The 15,824-nt window shown below is 61.3% G+C and carries 12 protein-coding genes and 1 pseudogene; 7 read left to right on the top strand and 6 right to left on the bottom strand.

The features are described from left to right. The first annotated feature begins 179 nt into the window (after nucleotides 1–179). Complete coding sequence (gene sbcB / locus PST29_RS23355; RefSeq protein ID WP_060840743.1) at nucleotides 180–1,607, top strand: exodeoxyribonuclease I; 1,428 nt, start codon at nucleotides 180–182, stop codon at nucleotides 1,605–1,607. Nucleotides 1,608–1,711: 104 nt separating this feature from the next. Here sbcB and mvaT read toward each other — a convergent pair whose 3' ends face one another. Further along, complete coding sequence (gene mvaT / locus PST29_RS23350; protein WP_060840742.1) at nucleotides 1,712–2,086, bottom strand: histone-like nucleoid-structuring protein MvaT; 375 nt, start codon at nucleotides 2,084–2,086, stop codon at nucleotides 1,712–1,714. A 347-nt stretch (nucleotides 2,087–2,433) separates the two neighbouring features. Between mvaT and purU the strand changes: the two genes are divergently transcribed. Both purU and PST29_RS23340 read left to right on the top strand, forming a co-directional pair. Beyond that, nucleotides 2,434–3,282: a formyltetrahydrofolate deformylase gene (purU, locus tag PST29_RS23345; protein ID WP_047305937.1), complete on the top strand. Its 849-nt coding sequence runs from the start codon at nucleotides 2,434–2,436 to the stop codon at nucleotides 3,280–3,282. Nucleotides 3,283–3,348: 66 nt separating this feature from the next. Beyond that, nucleotides 3,349–3,549, top strand: a complete 201-nt coding sequence (locus PST29_RS23340) for a hypothetical protein (RefSeq protein ID WP_060840741.1) — start codon at nucleotides 3,349–3,351, stop codon at nucleotides 3,547–3,549. A 9-nt stretch (nucleotides 3,550–3,558) separates the two neighbouring features. On the opposite strand, the gene PST29_RS32895 is transcribed toward PST29_RS23340, so the two are convergent. Both PST29_RS32895 and PST29_RS32890 read right to left on the bottom strand, forming a co-directional pair. Further along, the gene (locus tag PST29_RS32895; RefSeq protein WP_371920245.1) at nucleotides 3,559–4,323 is read right to left on the bottom strand and encodes a methyl-accepting chemotaxis protein; all 765 of its coding nucleotides are present in this window, start codon (nucleotides 4,321–4,323) and stop codon (nucleotides 3,559–3,561) included. Nucleotides 4,324–4,416: 93 nt separating this feature from the next. Then, a pseudogene (locus PST29_RS32890) lies at nucleotides 4,417–5,448 on the bottom strand (HAMP domain-containing protein); the annotation flags it as partial. A gap of 193 nt (nucleotides 5,449–5,641) precedes the next feature. Here PST29_RS32890 and PST29_RS23330 point away from each other — a divergent pair. Then, nucleotides 5,642–7,129 (top strand): helicase HerA-like domain-containing protein, encoded by a 1,488-nt coding sequence (locus PST29_RS23330; protein ID WP_060844448.1) that lies wholly within the window; start codon nucleotides 5,642–5,644, stop codon nucleotides 7,127–7,129. Between the two features lie 17 nt (nucleotides 7,130–7,146). Here the strand turns inward: PST29_RS23330 and PST29_RS23325 are convergent, their stop codons facing one another. Beyond that, on the bottom strand, nucleotides 7,147–7,602 hold the full coding sequence (locus tag PST29_RS23325; RefSeq protein ID WP_060844447.1) for a DUF721 domain-containing protein: 456 nt from the start codon (nucleotides 7,600–7,602) through the stop codon (nucleotides 7,147–7,149). A gap of 321 nt (nucleotides 7,603–7,923) precedes the next feature. Here PST29_RS23325 and secA point away from each other — a divergent pair, with 321 nt between their 5' ends. The 3 genes from secA (at nucleotide 7,924) to PST29_RS23310 (ending at nucleotide 13,064) form a co-directional block, all read left to right on the top strand. Next, the gene (gene secA / locus PST29_RS23320) at nucleotides 7,924–10,665 is read left to right on the top strand and encodes a preprotein translocase subunit SecA (protein WP_060840737.1); all 2,742 of its coding nucleotides are present in this window, start codon (nucleotides 7,924–7,926) and stop codon (nucleotides 10,663–10,665) included. 120 nt (nucleotides 10,666–10,785) lie between these two features. Further along, on the top strand, nucleotides 10,786–12,003 hold the full coding sequence (gene argJ / locus PST29_RS23315; protein WP_060840736.1) for a bifunctional glutamate N-acetyltransferase/amino-acid acetyltransferase ArgJ: 1,218 nt from the start codon (nucleotides 10,786–10,788) through the stop codon (nucleotides 12,001–12,003). A gap of 116 nt (nucleotides 12,004–12,119) precedes the next feature. Beyond that, nucleotides 12,120–13,064, top strand: a complete 945-nt coding sequence (locus PST29_RS23310; RefSeq protein WP_060844446.1) for a Nudix family hydrolase — start codon at nucleotides 12,120–12,122, stop codon at nucleotides 13,062–13,064. Between the two features lie 113 nt (nucleotides 13,065–13,177). On the opposite strand, the gene PST29_RS23305 is transcribed toward PST29_RS23310, so the two are convergent. Both PST29_RS23305 and PST29_RS23300 read right to left on the bottom strand, forming a co-directional pair. Next, a complete protein-coding gene (locus PST29_RS23305) occupies nucleotides 13,178–13,765 on the bottom strand; it encodes a cob(I)yrinic acid a,c-diamide adenosyltransferase (protein ID WP_060844445.1) in 588 nt (195 codons plus the stop codon). Nucleotides 13,766–13,767: 2 nt separating this feature from the next. Continuing rightward, nucleotides 13,768–15,804, bottom strand: coding sequence for a sensor histidine kinase (locus PST29_RS23300; protein WP_060844444.1), 2,037 nt, complete (start codon nucleotides 15,802–15,804; stop codon nucleotides 13,768–13,770). Between the last annotated feature and the right edge of the window lie 20 nt (nucleotides 15,805–15,824).

Below are 15,824 nucleotides of genomic sequence, written 5' to 3'. Positions count from 1 at the left end.
CTTGGGGGCTTGGCCTGGTAGAGAAAAATCCAGCGCAGATGCTAGCAGTGTCCGAGGGGCAAACGACATCATTAACTACGATTTCGGTGTGCTGCCCTGCGCGCCGCCCGTTCACGCGGCTGGCCCTGGTGACGCTTGAGCGCCTAGACTGCGGCGGTCTTTCAGTTCAGGAACAGGCCGTGACTTCCCTCTTTTGGTACGACTACGAAACCACCGGCATCAATCCGCGCTGCGATCGCCCGTTGCAAGTGGCCGGTATTCGCACCGACCTGGCGCTCAACGAGATCGACGAGCCGGTCAACCTCTATTGCCAGCCCAGCGACGATATCCTGCCGCACCCGGCAGCCTGCATGATCACCGGCATCACCCCCGGTCGCCTGGCGGCCCAGGGCTTGAGCGAGGCGGACTTCATGACCCGGGTGCACGCCCAGCTGGCGCGCCCCGGCACCTGTGGCGTGGGCTACAACACCCTGCGCTTCGACGATGAGGTGACCCGCTACAGCCTGTATCGTAATTTCTTCGATCCCTATGCCCGCGAGTGGCAGGGCGGCAACAGTCGCTGGGATCTGATCGATGTGGTGCGCACCGCCTATGCCTTGCGTCCCGAGGGTATCGTCTGGCCCGAGGAACAGGGGCAGGTGACCCTCAAGCTGGAACGGCTGACCGCGGCCAACGGCATCGATCATGGCCAGGCCCACGATGCGCTGTCCGATGTCCGGGCGACCATTGCCCTGGCGCGCTTGATTCGTGATCGGCAACCCAAGCTCTATGACTGGCTGTTCCAACTGCGCAGCAAACAGCGGGTGATGGATCAGATTCGCCTGTTGCAGCCTCTGGTGCATATTTCCGGGCGCTTTTCCGCCGCGCGCCACTACCTCGGCGTGGTACTGCCCCTGGCCTGGCATCCGCGCAATCGCAATGCGCTGATTGTCTGTGACTTGCATCTGGATCCTCAGGGATTGCTGGAGCTGGATGCCGACACCTTGCGTCAGCGTTTATATACCCGGCGTGATGATCTGGCGGACGGCGAGTTGCCGGTGCCGTTGAAACTCATCCATATCAATCGCTGCCCGGTAGTGGCGCCCTTGAATGTCTTGCGGGGCGAGGATCAACAGCGATTGCACTTGGACATGGAGCAGTACCAGCGCCGGGCCGGGCTTTTGACTGAAACTCAGGAAGTTTGGCGGGATAAACTTTCGCTGATTTATGGGCCCGATGAGTTCGCGGCCAGCGAGGACCCGGAGCAACAGTTGTACGACGGCTTTATTGGCGATCGCGACCGGCGATTGTGTGAGCAAGTACGTGAGGCCGACCCGCTGCATTTGGCTCGGCAACAGTGGCCCTTTGATGATGAGCGCTTGCCCGAATTGCTCTTTCGCTACCGCGCTCGCAACTTTCCGGAAACATTGGATGACGCCGAGCAAGAGCGTTGGCGGGCATTTTGTCGTCAGCGTTTGCTAGAAGCGAAATTCGGCGCGCCCAATACCCTGGAAAGTTTTGCCCAGGGGCTTGAACAATCGTTGTTAAGTGCAGATCCCAAGCAGCGTCAGGTACTGGATGAGTGGCAGGCCCATGTTCAGGACCTTAGCGGGCGCCTGGCTCTTTGAGAGCGGGGCCGGCCTCTTGGGCATTAAGCCCCGCCATGAAAAAACGCCAGCAAGCTGGCGTTTTTTCATGGCGGCGGTAAGGCCCGGGCGCTCACTGGCGAGACTTAGCCCAGCAGGGTTGCCCAGCCTTCAACCACGTCGCCGCCCCACTTGGCTTTCCACTCTTTCAGAGTCTTGTGGTTGCCGCCTTTGGTTTCGATGACTTCACCGTTGTGCGGGTTTTTGTACTGTTTAACTTTACGGGCACGCTTGGTGCCGGTGGTTTTTACAGCAGCGCGAGGCGCTTTAACTTTCGACTCAGGATCCAGCAGGGCAATGATGTCGCGCAGGGACTTGGAGTACTCGCCCATCAGGCTGCGCAGTTTGCCTTCGAATTCCAGTTCGGTTTTCAGTTTGTCGTCCTGGGACAGGTTCTTCAAACGTGCTTGCAGTTCTTTAATGGCTTCTTCTGTAGCACGGTATTCGTTGATCAGGGACATGAGGACTACCTTATTGAGCGCTGAGTGACTGGGTGACAGTGTCGCAATAATAGTCACGGAGTTTGTGCAAGTAAACATAATAACGCTGTTTTATTCGGCGCTCTTAGTGTGTTTAGGCGCAAAAGTCATTTCGCTATTTAATAGATCGAGGGATTCGATTGCGCTATTCACAAATTACTTGTGCGCTATTGGCAAGTGTCTGCGGCAGTCCTTGCAGTGATGCCCGTTAAGACGCAATCAGGGTGCTGTTGCCAATCTAATCCGGGCCTGCGGCGCAATGAATACTGCAGTTTTGTCGCGTAATGGCTAGAATGGCGACCTTTGCGAAGTTCTGGAGTTTTCCCCTCATGCGCACCTTTCGGTTGGTGATTTCTTGCCCTGACCGCGTTGGCATCGTTGCCAAAGTCAGTAACTTTCTGGCCTCCCATAACGGTTGGATCACCGAAGCGAGCCACCACTCGGACAATCTCAGTGGCTGGTTCTTCATGCGTCACGAGATTCGTGCCGACTCCCTGCCTTTTGGTCTGGAGGCCTTTCGCCAGGCTTTTGCGCCGATCGCCGAAGAGTTCTCGATGGACTGGCGCATTACCGATACCGCCGAGAAAAAGCGCGTCGTGCTGATGGCCAGCCGCGAGTCCCATTGCCTGGCGGATCTGCTGCATCGCTGGCACAGCGATGAGCTCGATTGTGAAATCGCCTGTGTGATCTCCAACCATGACGACCTGCGCAGCATGGTCGAGTGGCATGGCATCCCTTATTACCATGTGCCGGTCAATCCTCAGGACAAGGAGCCGGCGTTTGCCGAGGTGTCGCGTCTGGTCAAGCAGCACGATGCCGAGGTGGTGGTGCTGGCGCGCTACATGCAGATCCTGCCGCCTGAGCTGTGCCGCGAATACGCGCACAAGGTGATCAACATCCACCACAGCTTCTTGCCGTCCTTCGTCGGCGCCAAGCCTTACCACCAGGCGTCCCTGCGTGGGGTGAAGCTGATCGGCGCCACCTGCCACTACGTCACCGAAGAACTGGACGCCGGGCCGATCATCGAGCAGGACGTGGTGCGGGTCAGCCACAGCGACAGCATCGAGGACATGGTGCGTTTCGGTCGTGATGTGGAGAAGATGGTCCTGGCCCGCGGCCTGCGCTACCACCTGGAAGACCGGGTGCTGGTCCACGGCAACAAGACCGTGGTGTTCTGATCGAAAAAAACCAGGAGCCGGGTTCAAGATCCCGGTCCTGGTTGTTCACCTCGAGAGGTCAGCGCGATGACCGATCCACTGGATAAAGCCACTTCCAAAGCCCCCGCCACCCTCGGCGAGGGATGCCTGAGCCGCTACGACCCCGATGAGCTGGATGCTGAAGACGGCACCGAGTTTCCGGGTGCCGCCCAATTGTGGGAGCAGTTGCAGCAGGAGCCCACGCCACCGGCGTCCGTAGACACCGGCTCGCCGGCTAAAGGGGCCTGAGGCCCTGCGTCAGATCCTGAAGCTGCCCACCAGGTGCTTCAAGCGCGCCGATTGCTGTTCCAGATCGGAGCAGGCCCGCAGGGTCGCCTGCAGGTTTTCAACGCCTTCCTGATTCAGCGTGTTGATTTCGGTGATGTCCATGTTGATGGATTCGACTACCGAGGTCTGTTCTTCCGTGGCGGTGGCCACCGACTGGTTCATGCCGTCGATCTCGCCGATGCGCTGGGTCACGCTGCTCAGCCGCTCCCCGGCCTGGTTGGCGATCTCGACGCTGTCCTGACTGTGGCGCTGGCTGTTGCTCATGGTGCTGACCGACTCCCGGGCGCCCACCTGCAACTCTTCGATCATGGTTTGCACTTGCTGTGCCGATTCCTGGGTGCGGTGCGCCAGGTTGCGTACTTCATCGGCCACCACGGCGAATCCGCGGCCGGCCTCACCGGCCCGGGCCGCTTCGATGGCCGCGTTGAGCGCCAGCAGGTTGGTCTGCTGGGAAATGCTGGTGATGACTTCGAGAATCTGCCCGATGTTCACGGTCTTGCTGTTCAGGGTCTCGATGTTGCTGCTGGATGCGCTGATCATCTCCGACAACTGGTTCATCGCCTGGATGCTGCGATCCACCACTTGCTGGCCGTCTTCGGCCAGGTTGCGCGCGTCGCTGGCCTGTTGTGAGGCCTGGGCGGCATTGCGGGCGATTTCCTGGGCTGCGGCCCCCAGTTGATTGATGGCTGCGGCGACGCTGTTGGTGCGACTGGCCTGTTCATCGGAGTTGAGCATCGATGAGTTGGAGGCGCTGACCACCCGCAGGGCCACTTCGTTGACGTGCTCGGTGGCCGAGGAGACTTCGCGGATCGAACTGTGGATGCGTTCGACGAAACGGTTGAAGGCGGTGCCGAGAATGCCGAATTCGTCCTGGTTGTGGATGTTCAGGCGGCGGGTCAGGTCGCCTTCGCCGTCGGCGATGTCTTGCATCGCCCGGGTCATTACATGCAGGGGCTGCATCAGCAGGCGGATCAGCAGGCCGAGCAGGGCAATGGTCAGGGCCACGGCGGTCAGGGTGGCGATCAGGGCTGAGGTGCGGAACTCGCTGAGCATGGCGAAGGCCTTGTCCTTGTCCACCGACAGGCCGATATACCAGTTCACCGAAGACAGGCCCTTGATCGGGGTGAAGGTGACGATGCGGGGTTTGCCGTCGACGCTGATCTCGCTGAGTTCATTGCTGATGCGCGGGGTGTCCTGGGGATAGACATCCTTGAGGGTCTTCATCACCAGGTTTTTGTCCGGGTGCACCAGGATCTTGCCGTCGGCGCTGATCAGGAACGCATAGCCCATGCCGTCGAAGTCCAGAGCGTTGATGCTGTCGGCAATCACTTGCAGGCTCAGGTCACCGCCGACCACGCCAATGCGCTGGCCAGCCTTGATCACGCTGTCGACGATGGAAATGACCAACTGGCCGGAAGCCAGGTCGATATAGGGTTCGGTCAGGGCCGAGCCGTTGCTGCTCTCGGCGCTCTTGTACCAGGGGCGTGCGCGGGGGTCGTAGCCGTCCGGCATCTTGCTGTCCGGGCGGATGATGAAGGTGCCGTCCTTGTTGCCCAGGTAAGCCCCCATGAAGGTCGAGCTCACCGACTTCTGTTCCAGCAGGTTGCTGACATTGGTCGGGTCGGGGTTGAGGGCCACCGACTGGGAGATGTTTTCGATCAGCAAGGCGCGGCCGGCAAGCCAGGTCTGAATATTTTTTGCCGTGACGTCGCCCATTTCCTGAAGATAGTTGTCCAGATCATTGCGAATGGCGTTGCGTTGCAGGTAATCGTTGTAGAGCGTGAATAGTGCAAAGGCAGCTATGACGATCAGCGAGGCGGCAAGCAGGATCTTGTGGCTGAAGCGCAGATTTTTGTTCATGGCTTGGGGGGTCCGCTAAGGTCTTTGAGTCCAGGGCATCGGGTTGGAAAAGCGCGCGAAAAGGGCGGTGTTGTAAGTAAGCTGATATCTCCATCTATCCCAAAGGAATTACCTGACCTTTTTTTCAGATACTTCTGATCCATCATTTTTCATATCGACCGTGTAAGGCCAAAGATTAACCTGAGGTGACAAAATGCCTGACTCTTTGCAACTGATTATCGGTGCCGACCTCGGTGGCCAGCCGGTCGCCCAGGCCATGCGCCTGGCCAACCGCCACGGGCTGGTGGCCGGCGCCACCGGTACCGGCAAGACCGTGACCCTGCAGCGCCTTGCGGAAGCGTTCAGCGACGCCGGGGTCGCGGTGTTCGCTGCGGATATCAAGGGCGACCTGTGCGGGCTGGGAGCCGCAGGGGATCCCCAAGGCAAGGTCGCCGAGCGAATTGCCGGGATGCCGTGGCTCAAGCATAGGCCTCAGGCTTATCCGGTAACGCTGTGGGATATCCACGGGCAATCCGGTCATCCCCTGCGTACCACGTTGAGCGAAATGGGACCGCTGTTGCTGGGCAGCTTGCTGGAACTGACCGACAGTCAGCAGTCGGCGTTGTATGCGGCGTTCAAGGTGGCGGACCGTGAAGGGCTGTTGTTGCTGGACTTGAAGGATCTCAAGGCGCTGCTCAATCACCTCAAGGACCACCCTCAACTGCTGGGCGATGACGCGGCGCTGATGACCACAGGTTCCAGTCAGGCGCTGTTAAGGCGTCTGGCGACCCTGGAGCAGCAAGGAGCGGAAGCTCTGTTCGGCGAGCCCGCATTGCAACTGGAAGACATTCTGCAACCGGCTGCCGATGGCCGTGGGCGGATTCATCTGTTGGACGCGAGTCGTCTGGTGCATGAGGCGCCGAAAGTCTATGCCACCTTCCTTTTATGGCTTTTGGCTGAGCTGTTCGAGCAACTGCCGGAGCGCGGGGACTCGGACAAGCCTCTGCTGGCGCTGTTTTTTGACGAGGCGCACTTGTTGTTTTCCGGTACGCCCAAGGCGCTGCAGGATCGCCTGGAGCAGGTGGTGCGACTGATTCGCTCCAAGGGCGTGGGGGTGTATTTCGTGACCCAGTCGCCGGGAGATTTGCCGGACGATGTGCTGGCGCAGCTGGGGCTGCGGATTCAACACGGCTTGCGGGCCTTTACCGCCAAGGAACAGAAGTCGTTGCGTGCGGTGGCCGATGGTTTTCGTCCCAACCCGGCGTTCGACGCGCTGTCGGTACTGACCGAGCTGGGCATCGGCGAGGCGCTGGTGGGCACCCTGCAAGACAAGGGAACCCCGGAAATGGTCCAGCGTGTGCTGGTGGCGCCGCCGCAATCACGGATCGGGCCGCTGACCGCTGCTGAACGCCAGGCCCTGATTGCCAGCTCGCCGCTGCTGGGGCGTTATGACCAGCCGATCGATCGTGAATCGGCTTATGAAGTGCTCATGGGGCGCAAGAACCTGGCGCCCGAGGAGCCTGCAACGGCAGACAAGCCGGGAGAGCAGGAGCCGAGTCTGGCGGATCGCGCCGGTGAGTTTCTCGGCACTGCGGCCGGGCAGGCCTTGAAGTCGGCCATGCGTCAGGCGGCCAATCAGTTGGGGCGGCAGTTGGTCCGCGGGTTGATGGGCTCGTTGTTGGGCGGCAGCAAGCGGCGCTGATGCCTGGCGTGTCCGGCTCAGCCTCGCGGCTTGGCGTGGCTGGCTAGGCGCTCCAGGGCGGCGCGCAAGTTGGGATCGCTTATGCCTTCGGCGGTGGCCTGGATGGTTTCGGCGGCATTGTTCGACAGGTCCATGGTGTGCCCCACCGCGCCTTGTTGAACCGTGGGCGGCTGAACCTTGAACAGAATGCGCGTCAGGTTGCTGAATTCGTCGAACTCCTGCAATTGGCGCTGCAGGCGCTTTTGCTGATAGCGCAGGCGCGTGGCCCAGTGACCGTCGGTGACGATCAGCAACAGGCTGCCTTCGCGCCATGAAGCGACGTGGCAATGTTCGCGAGCCGCCGGTTGCAACTGGCTCTCCAGCAGGCGCTGCAGGTGCGCCAGGCGCTGAGCGTGGCCGAGTATGGCTTTCAGAGGCTTGGCTTCGCGAAGAAGAACGGCGGGTGCGCGTGCCGTAAGGGGGCGAAATGCCATGGTCAGACACCTGAAGTTACAGAGGCGCCATGGTAGCAGAAAGCGTCCCGGCCGCCGGGCTCATCGCTTTTTCGTACTCTGACGACTTTCTCGCGCTTTGCTGATCGTAATCATTAACTTCGGGGGGAATGGGCTTGAAGTTCGGCAAAAAGCCCTTATTTTAGGTGAGCCCCGTCACAGCGCTGTGCCAGCATCGTGGAATAACGCCACTTTCCTCACCATCGTTTCCGGGTAGAATGCTCGTTCGCATGCGGCCATGAGGGCTGCTCGGGCGACTCACGGGGCCGCCCTCCAACCCTATGTGTGGAAGATCCTGCCGATATGTTTGCGCCTTTGTTAAAGAAACTTTTTGGAAGCAAGAACGAGCGTGAAGTCAAACGCATGCTCAAGACGGTACAGATCGTCAATGCCTTCGAAGAGCAAATGGTGGCCCTTTCGGACGATCAATTGCGCGCCAAGACCGCCGAGTTCAAGGCCCGTATCGCCAAGGGTGAAACCCTCGACAAACTGCTTCCCGAAGCCTTCGCGGTCGCCCGTGAAGCCGGTAAGCGCGTCATGGGAATGCGTCACTTCGACGTGCAGTTGATCGGTGGCATGACCTTGCATGAAGGCAAGATCGCCGAAATGCGCACCGGTGAAGGCAAGACCCTGGTGGCAACCCTGGGCGTCTACCTCAACGCACTGTCCGGCAAGGGCGTGCACGTTGTGACGGTGAACGACTACCTGGCTCGTCGTGACGCCAACTGGATGCGTCCGCTGTATGAATTCCTCGGCCTGACTGTTGGCGTGGTCACGCCGTTCCAGCCGCCTGAAGAGAAGCGTGCCGCCTACGCCGCCGACATCACCTACGGCACCAACAACGAATTCGGTTTCGACTACCTGCGCGACAACATGGCTTTCAGCATGGAAGACAAGTTCCAGCGCGAGCTCAATTTTGCCGTGATCGACGAAGTCGACTCGATCCTCATCGACGAAGCCCGTACCCCGTTGATCATTTCCGGCCAGGCTGAAGACAGTTCTCGCCTGTACACCGAAATCAACAAGCTGATCCCGCGTCTGGAACAGCACATCGAGGAAGTGGAAGGCCAGGTCACCAAGGCCGGTCACTTCACTGTCGACGAGAAGACCCGTCAGGTCGAACTCAACGAAGCCGGCCACCAGTTCATCGAAGAGATGCTGACTCAGGTTGGCCTCCTGGCGGAAGGCGAAAGCCTGTACTCGGCGCACAACCTGGGCTTGCTGACTCACGTCTATGCCGGCCTGCGTGCGCACAAGCTGTTCAACCGCAACGTCGAGTACATCGTTCAGGATGGCCAAGTGGTCCTGGTGGACGAACACACCGGCCGTACCATGCCGGGTCGTCGTCTGTCCGAAGGCCTGCACCAGGCCATCGAGGCCAAGGAAAACCTCAACATCCAGGCCGAGAGCCAGACCCTGGCATCGACCACTTTCCAGAACTACTTCCGCCTGTACACCAAGCTGTCCGGCATGACCGGTACTGCCGACACCGAAGCTTTCGAATTCCATCAGATCTACGGCCTGCAGGTGATGGTGATTCCACCGAACAAGCCGCTGGCCCGTAAGGACTACAACGACCTGGTGTTCCTGACCGCGGACGAGAAGTACGCCGCGATCATCAACGACATCAAGGAATGCATGGCTCAGGGGCGTCCGGTGCTGGTAGGTACCGCGACCATCGAAACCTCCGAGCACATGTCCAACCTGCTGCAAAAGGAAGGCATCGAACACAAGGTTCTGAACGCCAAGTTCCACGAGAAGGAAGCGGAAATCATCGCCCAGGCCGGTCGCCCGGGAGCACTGACCATCGCTACCAACATGGCCGGCCGTGGTACCGACATCCTGCTGGGCGGCAACTGGGAAGTGGAAGTCGCTTCCCTGGAAAACCCGACCCCTGAGCAGATCGCCCAGATCAAGGCCGACTGGCAGAAGCGTCACCAGCAAGTGCTGGAGTCCGGTGGCCTGCAGGTGATCGCCTCCGAACGTCACGAATCGCGTCGTATCGACAACCAGCTGCGTGGCCGTGCCGGTCGCCAGGGTGACGCCGGCTCCAGCCGTTTCTACCTGTCCCTGGAAGACAGCCTGATGCGCATCTTCGCCTCGGATCGGGTGAAGAACTTCATGAAGGCCCTGGGCATGCAGTCCGGTGAAGCGATCGAGCACCGCATGGTGACCAACGCCATCGAGAAGGCCCAGCGCAAGGTTGAAGGCCGCAACTTCGACATCCGCAAGCAACTGCTGGAGTTCGACGACGTCAACAACGAGCAGCGTAAAGTGATCTATCACATGCGCAACACCTTGTTGGCGGCGGACAACATTGGCGAAACCATCGCCGATTTCCGCCAGGACGTGCTCAACGCTACCGTCAGTGCGCATATTCCTCCCCAATCCCTGCCGGAACAGTGGGACGTGGCGGGTCTGGAAGAGGCCATCCAGAGCGGCTTCGGGGTCAGTCTGCCGATTCAGCAATGGCTTGATGAAGACGACCACCTGTACGAAGAAACCCTGCGCGAGAAACTGCTCAACGAACTGATCGCCGCGTACAACGAGAAGGAAGATCAGGCCGGCGCCGAAGCGCTGCGCACCTTCGAGAAGCAGATCGTGCTGCGGGTACTGGACGACTTGTGGAAAGACCACCTGTCGACCATGGATCACCTGCGTCACGGTATCCACCTGCGCGGTTATGCACAGAAGAACCCGAAGCAGGAGTACAAGCGCGAGTCCTTCACCCTGTTCTCCGAGTTGCTGGATTCCATCAAGCGCGACTCGATCCGCGTACTGTCCCATGTCCAGGTGCGTCGCGAAGACCCGGCCGAAGAAGAGGCGCGCCTGCGTCAGGAAGCCGAGGCACTGGCTCAGCGCATGCAGTTCGAACACGCTGAGGCGCCGGGTCTGGATCAGCCTGAAGCCCTGGAAGAAGGGGTTGATGTGGATGTCGCCCTGGCCTCCGCGCCAGTGCGCAACGAACAGAAACTGGGCCGCAACGAGCTGTGCTACTGCGGTTCGGGCAAGAAGTTCAAACACTGTCACGGCCAGATCAACTAAGATCCTCGCCAGACACTGAAACACCCACGCCGTGACGGCATCAGCCGTCGCGGCGTTTTTCCATTTGCAACACCGTCTTTTGAGACGACGGTGCAGACACCTGATAAGAGGAGCGCATTCATGGCTGTTGGTCTTGGTCCTTTGCCTACGTTGCACCCGGTTGCCGGCTTCGAGCTCGGTATCGCTTCGGCCGGCATCAAGCGCCCGGGGCGCAAGGATGTGGTGGTCATGCGCTGCGTCGAAGGCTCCACCGTGGCCGGCGTGTTCACCCTCAATGCGTTCTGCGCGGCGCCGGTGATCCTGGCCAAGCAGCGGGTGCAGGGGCCGGTGCGCTATCTGCTGACCAATACCGGCAATGCCAACGCCGGCACCGGCGAGCCAGGCCTGGCCGCAGCCCAGCGCACCTGCGCCAAGCTGGCGGAGCTGACCGGAGTCGATGCCAGCGCCGTGCTGCCGTACTCCACTGGCGTGATCGGCGAGCCGCTGCCGGTAGAGAAAATCGAAGGCGCCCTGCAAGCCGCGCTGGATGACCTGTCCGTGGACAACTGGGCCGCCGCCGCCACCGGGATCATGACCACCGACACTCTGCCCAAGGGCGCCAGTCGTCAGTTCCAGCACGATGGCGTGACCGTCACCGTGACCGGTATCAGCAAGGGCGCGGGGATGATCCGTCCCAACATGGCCACCATGCTTGGCTACATCGCCACCGACGCCAAAGTCTCCCGCGAAGTGCTGCAGAACCTGTTGCTGGACGGTGCCAACAAATCCTTCAACCGCATCACCATCGACGGCGATACCTCCACCAACGACTGCTGCATGCTGATCGCCACCGGTCAGGCCAATCTGCCGGAAATCACCCGGGCCGAGGGGCCGCTGTTCGCAGCCCTGAAGCAGGCCGTGTTCGAGGTGTGCATGGAAGTGGCCCAGGCCATCGTCCGTGACGGCGAAGGCGCGACCAAGTTCGTCACCGTTGAAGTCAACGGCGGCGCTACTCACCAGGAATGCCTCGACGTGGGCTACACCGTGGCGCACTCGCCGCTGATCAAGACCGCGCTGTTCGCCTCCGACCCGAACTGGGGTCGCATCCTCGCGGCCGTGGGCCGTGCCGGCGTGGCGGATCTGGACGTCAGCAAGATCGATGTGTTCCTTGGCGAAGTGTGCATCGCCAGCCGTGGCGCGCGGGCTGCCAGTTACACCGAAGCCCAGGGCGCCGCAGTGATGCAGCAGGAAGAGATCACCATCCGCATCGAACTGGGTCGTGGTGCTTGCAGCGAAACCATCTGGACCACCGATCTGTCCCACGAATACGTGAAGATCAACGCGGAATACCGCACCTAAGTACCTCGCCGGCAACGCCGCTCCCGCCCTGTAGGAGCCGGCTTGCCGGCGAAGCGCAGATCCAATGCCCGGCCCGCAAGGGCCCGGCCCAATGCCTGATCAGAGGAAACAGCGCGGTGAAACGAGTCCATGTGGCTGCGGCCGTTATCCGGGATGCCAGCGGCAAGATCCTGATTGCCCGGCGTGCCGACACTCAACATCAAGGGGGCCTGTGGGAGTTTCCCGGAGGCAAGGTCGAGGCCGGCGAAGCGGTCAATGCCGCACTGGCCCGCGAGCTGCAGGAAGAGTTGGGGATCGCCGTACAGGCGGCGCGCCCGCTGATCAAGGTGCAGCACGATTACCCGGATAAACAAGTGTTGCTGGATGTCTGGGAAGTCTCGGCATTCAGTGGCGAGCCTCACGGCGTCGAAGGCCAGCCCCTGGCCTGGGTCAGTCCTCGTGAGTTGACCGACTATGAGTTTCCGGCGGCCAATCAGCCGATCGTCGCTGCCGCGCGTCTGCCGGCGCACTACCTGATCACCCCGGAAGGTCTGGAAACCCCGGCCTTGCTGCGTGGCATGCAGAAGGCCATTGCCCAGGGCAGCAAGCTGATCCAGTTGCGTGCTCCCGGCGGTTACGATCCGCAATACCGCGATCTGGCGGTGGATGCCGTGGGCCTGTGTGCCGGCAAGGCGCAGTTGATGCTCAAGGGGCCCTTCGAGTGGCTGGGGGACTTCCCCTCGGCGGGTTGGCATATCACCTCGGCACAGTTGCGCAAGTACGCCAGCGCCGGGCGCCCCTTCGGCAAGGACCGCTGGCTGGCGGCCTCTTGTCACAATGCCGAAGAGTTGTCCCTGGCACAGCAGATGGATGTGGACTTTGTGACCCTGTCACCGCTGCAGCCGACCCAGACTCACCCCGACGCCCAGCCCCTGGGCTGGGAGCAGGCGCAGCAGCTGATCAACGGTTTCAACAGGCCGGTGTATCTGCTGGGCGGTGTCGGGCCTGCCGAGTGTCAGCAAGCCTGGGACGCCGGTGCTCAGGGGGTTGCCGGAATCCGCGCCTTCTGGCCGCAGGACTGAAGAGCGCCATGTCAGCACGGGCCAGCGGCGCTCCAGGTGGCAACTGGCTTGCCAGTTGAGGCGTCGTCAACCGTTGCCCAAGATTCGTGGATCCTTTCGCCGACAGCCGGCTCCTACGCAGAGGGGGCGGGCTTGGCGGCGGCCTGCCAGAGGATTTCCGCGATGCCTTGGCGCTTGGCAATCAGCCGGGCCGCGACAAACAGCAGGTCCGACAGGCGATTGATGTAGGCCAGTCCCACTCCCTGCAAGGGTTCCACGGCATTCAGGTGTTGGCAGCGACGCTCGGCGCTGCGCGCCAGGCTGCGGCAAACGTGAGCCTGGGCGATCAGCGACGAACCGCCGGGCAGGATGAAGTTCTCCAGGGGGCCCAGCTCCTCATTCCAGATATCGATGGCTGCCTCAAGGCGCTCCACCTCGGCCGCGTTCAGCGCCTGATACACCGGCATGGCCAGTTCGCCCCCCAGATCGAACAACCGGTGCTGGCAGGGAGCCAACACCTCGATGATCTCCTTGAGGCCAGGGCAGGCATCAGCTTGCTCCTCCAGGCCGGCCAGAAGCAGTCCCAACTGGCTGTTCAAGGTGTCGACTTCGCCGATGGCTTCCACTCGTGGATGATCCTTGGCGACCCGGCGGCCGTCTCCGAGTCCGGTTTCGCCTTTGTCGCCGGTGCGGGTGTAAATCTTCGACAAGCGAAAACCCATGCTTAGTTCTCCAGTGGTAGCGGTTCTTGAACCGGGGGCTGGTTGCTGGCCAGGGGCAGGCGCAAGGTAAAGCAGGTGCCCTGGCCCCGGGTCGATTGCACTTCCATTTGCCCCTTGTGGTTGTTGGTGATGATGAAGTACGACACCGAGAGGCCGAGTCCGGTGCCCTGGCCGATCTCCTTGGTGGTGAAGAAGGGCTCGAAGGTGCGCTTGCGCACGCTTTCGCTCATGCCGATGCCGTTGTCTTCCACCTGGATCTCCGCCCAGGGCGGATTCAGCTTGGTGCGCAGGATGATGCGCCCGGGTTCGCTGTCGTCCTCACGCTGGTGGATGGCCTGGGCGGCGTTCTTCAGCAGGTTGAGCAACACTTGCTCCAGTTCGTTGGCGGTGCCGGGCACGGGCCCCAGGTTCGGGTCGAACTGGCGGATGATCGCCTGCCCCTTGAAGTCGAAGCCGATGGCCAGGTCGAAGTCATTGCTGGCGATTTCCACCGCCTGGTCAATCAACGCCGGCAGGTCGCAGGGGGCCATCTGGCGATTGCTGCGGCGGCTGAAACTGAGCATGTGGGTGACGATCTTGGCGGCCCGGGCCCCGGCTTGCTGAATGCCATCGAGCAGCTGCGGCACTTCGCGGCTTTCCAGGTAGCGGTTGACGGTTTGCAGTTCGACGCCGATCTGTTGTGCGTGCTCGAGGTTCTTCGGCAGTTCCGGGGACAGCCGGCGGCGGATGTTCTGCACGTTGTGCAGGATGGCCCCCAAGGGGTTGTTGATCTCATGGGCCATGCCGGCGGCCAGGCCACCCACCGAGAGCATCTTCTCCGACTGCACCATCATCTCTTCCAGGGACAGGCGCTGGGTGATGTCGTCGATACGGATCACCACGCCACGGCCGGCGCCGCCCATCAACGGATAGAAGGTCAGGGCGTAATGCCGGGCCTCATCGTCCTTGACCCAGGTCACCCTTTCGACCTTGGTCACTGTGTGTTGCTCGACGGTTTCCTTGAGTTGCGGCAGGAACGGCTTGAGCGGTTCGAAGGCGAGGAAGATCGGCTGGTTCAGGGCTTCGTCCAGGCGAGTGCCGGACAGGGCACTGGCTTCCTGGTTCCATTGGGTGACGTACAGTTGCTCGTCCAGGGCGATCAGGGCCGAGGGCATGGAGTCGATGATGCTGTTGAGGTAGTTCTGGAAGCCGGTGAGCTTCTTCTCGATCTTGCTGCGAACCTGGACTTCCAGTTCCAGCTTGCGGTTGGTGTGGCGGGTTTCTTCAGCCAGTCCCTGAGCCTGATCGTAGGCGGCCTGGGAGTCGTCGCGCGCGCGCTTGAGTTGCTGCTCCCGCGCTTCGATGCGCGACAGCATGGTGTTGAAGGCTTCCGCCAGGCTGCCGATTTCATCGTGGTTGCCGCGGGAGGCACGCAATGAGTAGTTCTCCTCGCGGGTCACCTGGCGCGACAGTTCCTCGAGCTGGTGGATCGGCTGGGTGATCAGGCGCTTGATCTGTCGGGCGATGATCAGCCAGAGCAAGACGCTGAATATCAGGATCCCCAGGCTGGCGGTGAGGGTGCCGGTATAGAACGCCATCGGCAGTTCGCTGGTGGCGACCAGCAGCAGATGCCCCGGAGCCTGGCCCGGGCGAGGCAGGGTGATGATCTGGTTGCTGCGAAACTCGGTCAATTGCCAGGCTTCGATATGGCGGTAGCGCTCGGGCAGCTTGAGGTGTTCGCCGTGTTGCAACTGCGCCAGGCGCACACCCTTGCCGTCATACAGGGCCGCTGCCCGCAGCGGGGTATAGCTGTCGAGTTCATCCAGCAGCTTTTGTGCGTCCTCGGGGGAGTTGAGGGCCTGGGTTGCCAGGATCGGATTGGACACCAGTCGGCCAATGGTCTGCAGGGCCTGGGGCGCCATGCTTTCCTGGGAGATCCAGTAGGCGGCGCTGATAAAGGTCAGGTTGGCGACCAGCAGTACGGTGGTGAGCAAGACGAGCAGGGCGGCCAGGAGCTTTTGGCCCACGGGCAGGTTTTCGAGACGCTGGCGCAATGGCATCGGCTATATCGCTGGAAATG

Origin of the sequence: Pseudomonas sp. St29, assembly GCF_001547915.1 — a bacterium.
In the GTDB taxonomy this organism is placed as follows: Bacteria; Pseudomonadota; Gammaproteobacteria; order Pseudomonadales; family Pseudomonadaceae; genus Aquipseudomonas.
This window is presented reverse-complemented; position numbering and strand designations above follow the sequence as displayed.

Coding starts and splice junctions, on each gene's coding strand:
- PST29_RS23325 (WP_060844447.1), bottom strand. CDS start 7,602: ATGGCATTTCGCCCCCTTACGGCACGCGCACCCGCCGTTCTTCTTCGC.
- argJ (WP_060840736.1), top strand. CDS start 10,786: ATGGCTGTTGGTCTTGGTCCTTTGCCTACGTTGCACCCGGTTGCCGGC.
- purU (WP_047305937.1), top strand. CDS start 2,434: ATGCGCACCTTTCGGTTGGTGATTTCTTGCCCTGACCGCGTTGGCATC.
- secA (WP_060840737.1), top strand. CDS start 7,924: ATGTTTGCGCCTTTGTTAAAGAAACTTTTTGGAAGCAAGAACGAGCGT.
- PST29_RS32895 (WP_371920245.1), bottom strand. CDS start 4,323: ATGCTCAACTCCGATGAACAGGCCAGTCGCACCAACAGCGTCGCCGCA.
- PST29_RS23305 (WP_060844445.1), bottom strand. CDS start 13,765: ATGGGTTTTCGCTTGTCGAAGATTTACACCCGCACCGGCGACAAAGGC.
- PST29_RS23340 (WP_060840741.1), top strand. CDS start 3,349: ATGACCGATCCACTGGATAAAGCCACTTCCAAAGCCCCCGCCACCCTC.
- mvaT (WP_060840742.1), bottom strand. CDS start 2,086: ATGTCCCTGATCAACGAATACCGTGCTACAGAAGAAGCCATTAAAGAA.
- PST29_RS23330 (WP_060844448.1), top strand. CDS start 5,642: ATGCCTGACTCTTTGCAACTGATTATCGGTGCCGACCTCGGTGGCCAG.
- PST29_RS23300 (WP_060844444.1), bottom strand. CDS start 15,804: ATGCCATTGCGCCAGCGTCTCGAAAACCTGCCCGTGGGCCAAAAGCTC.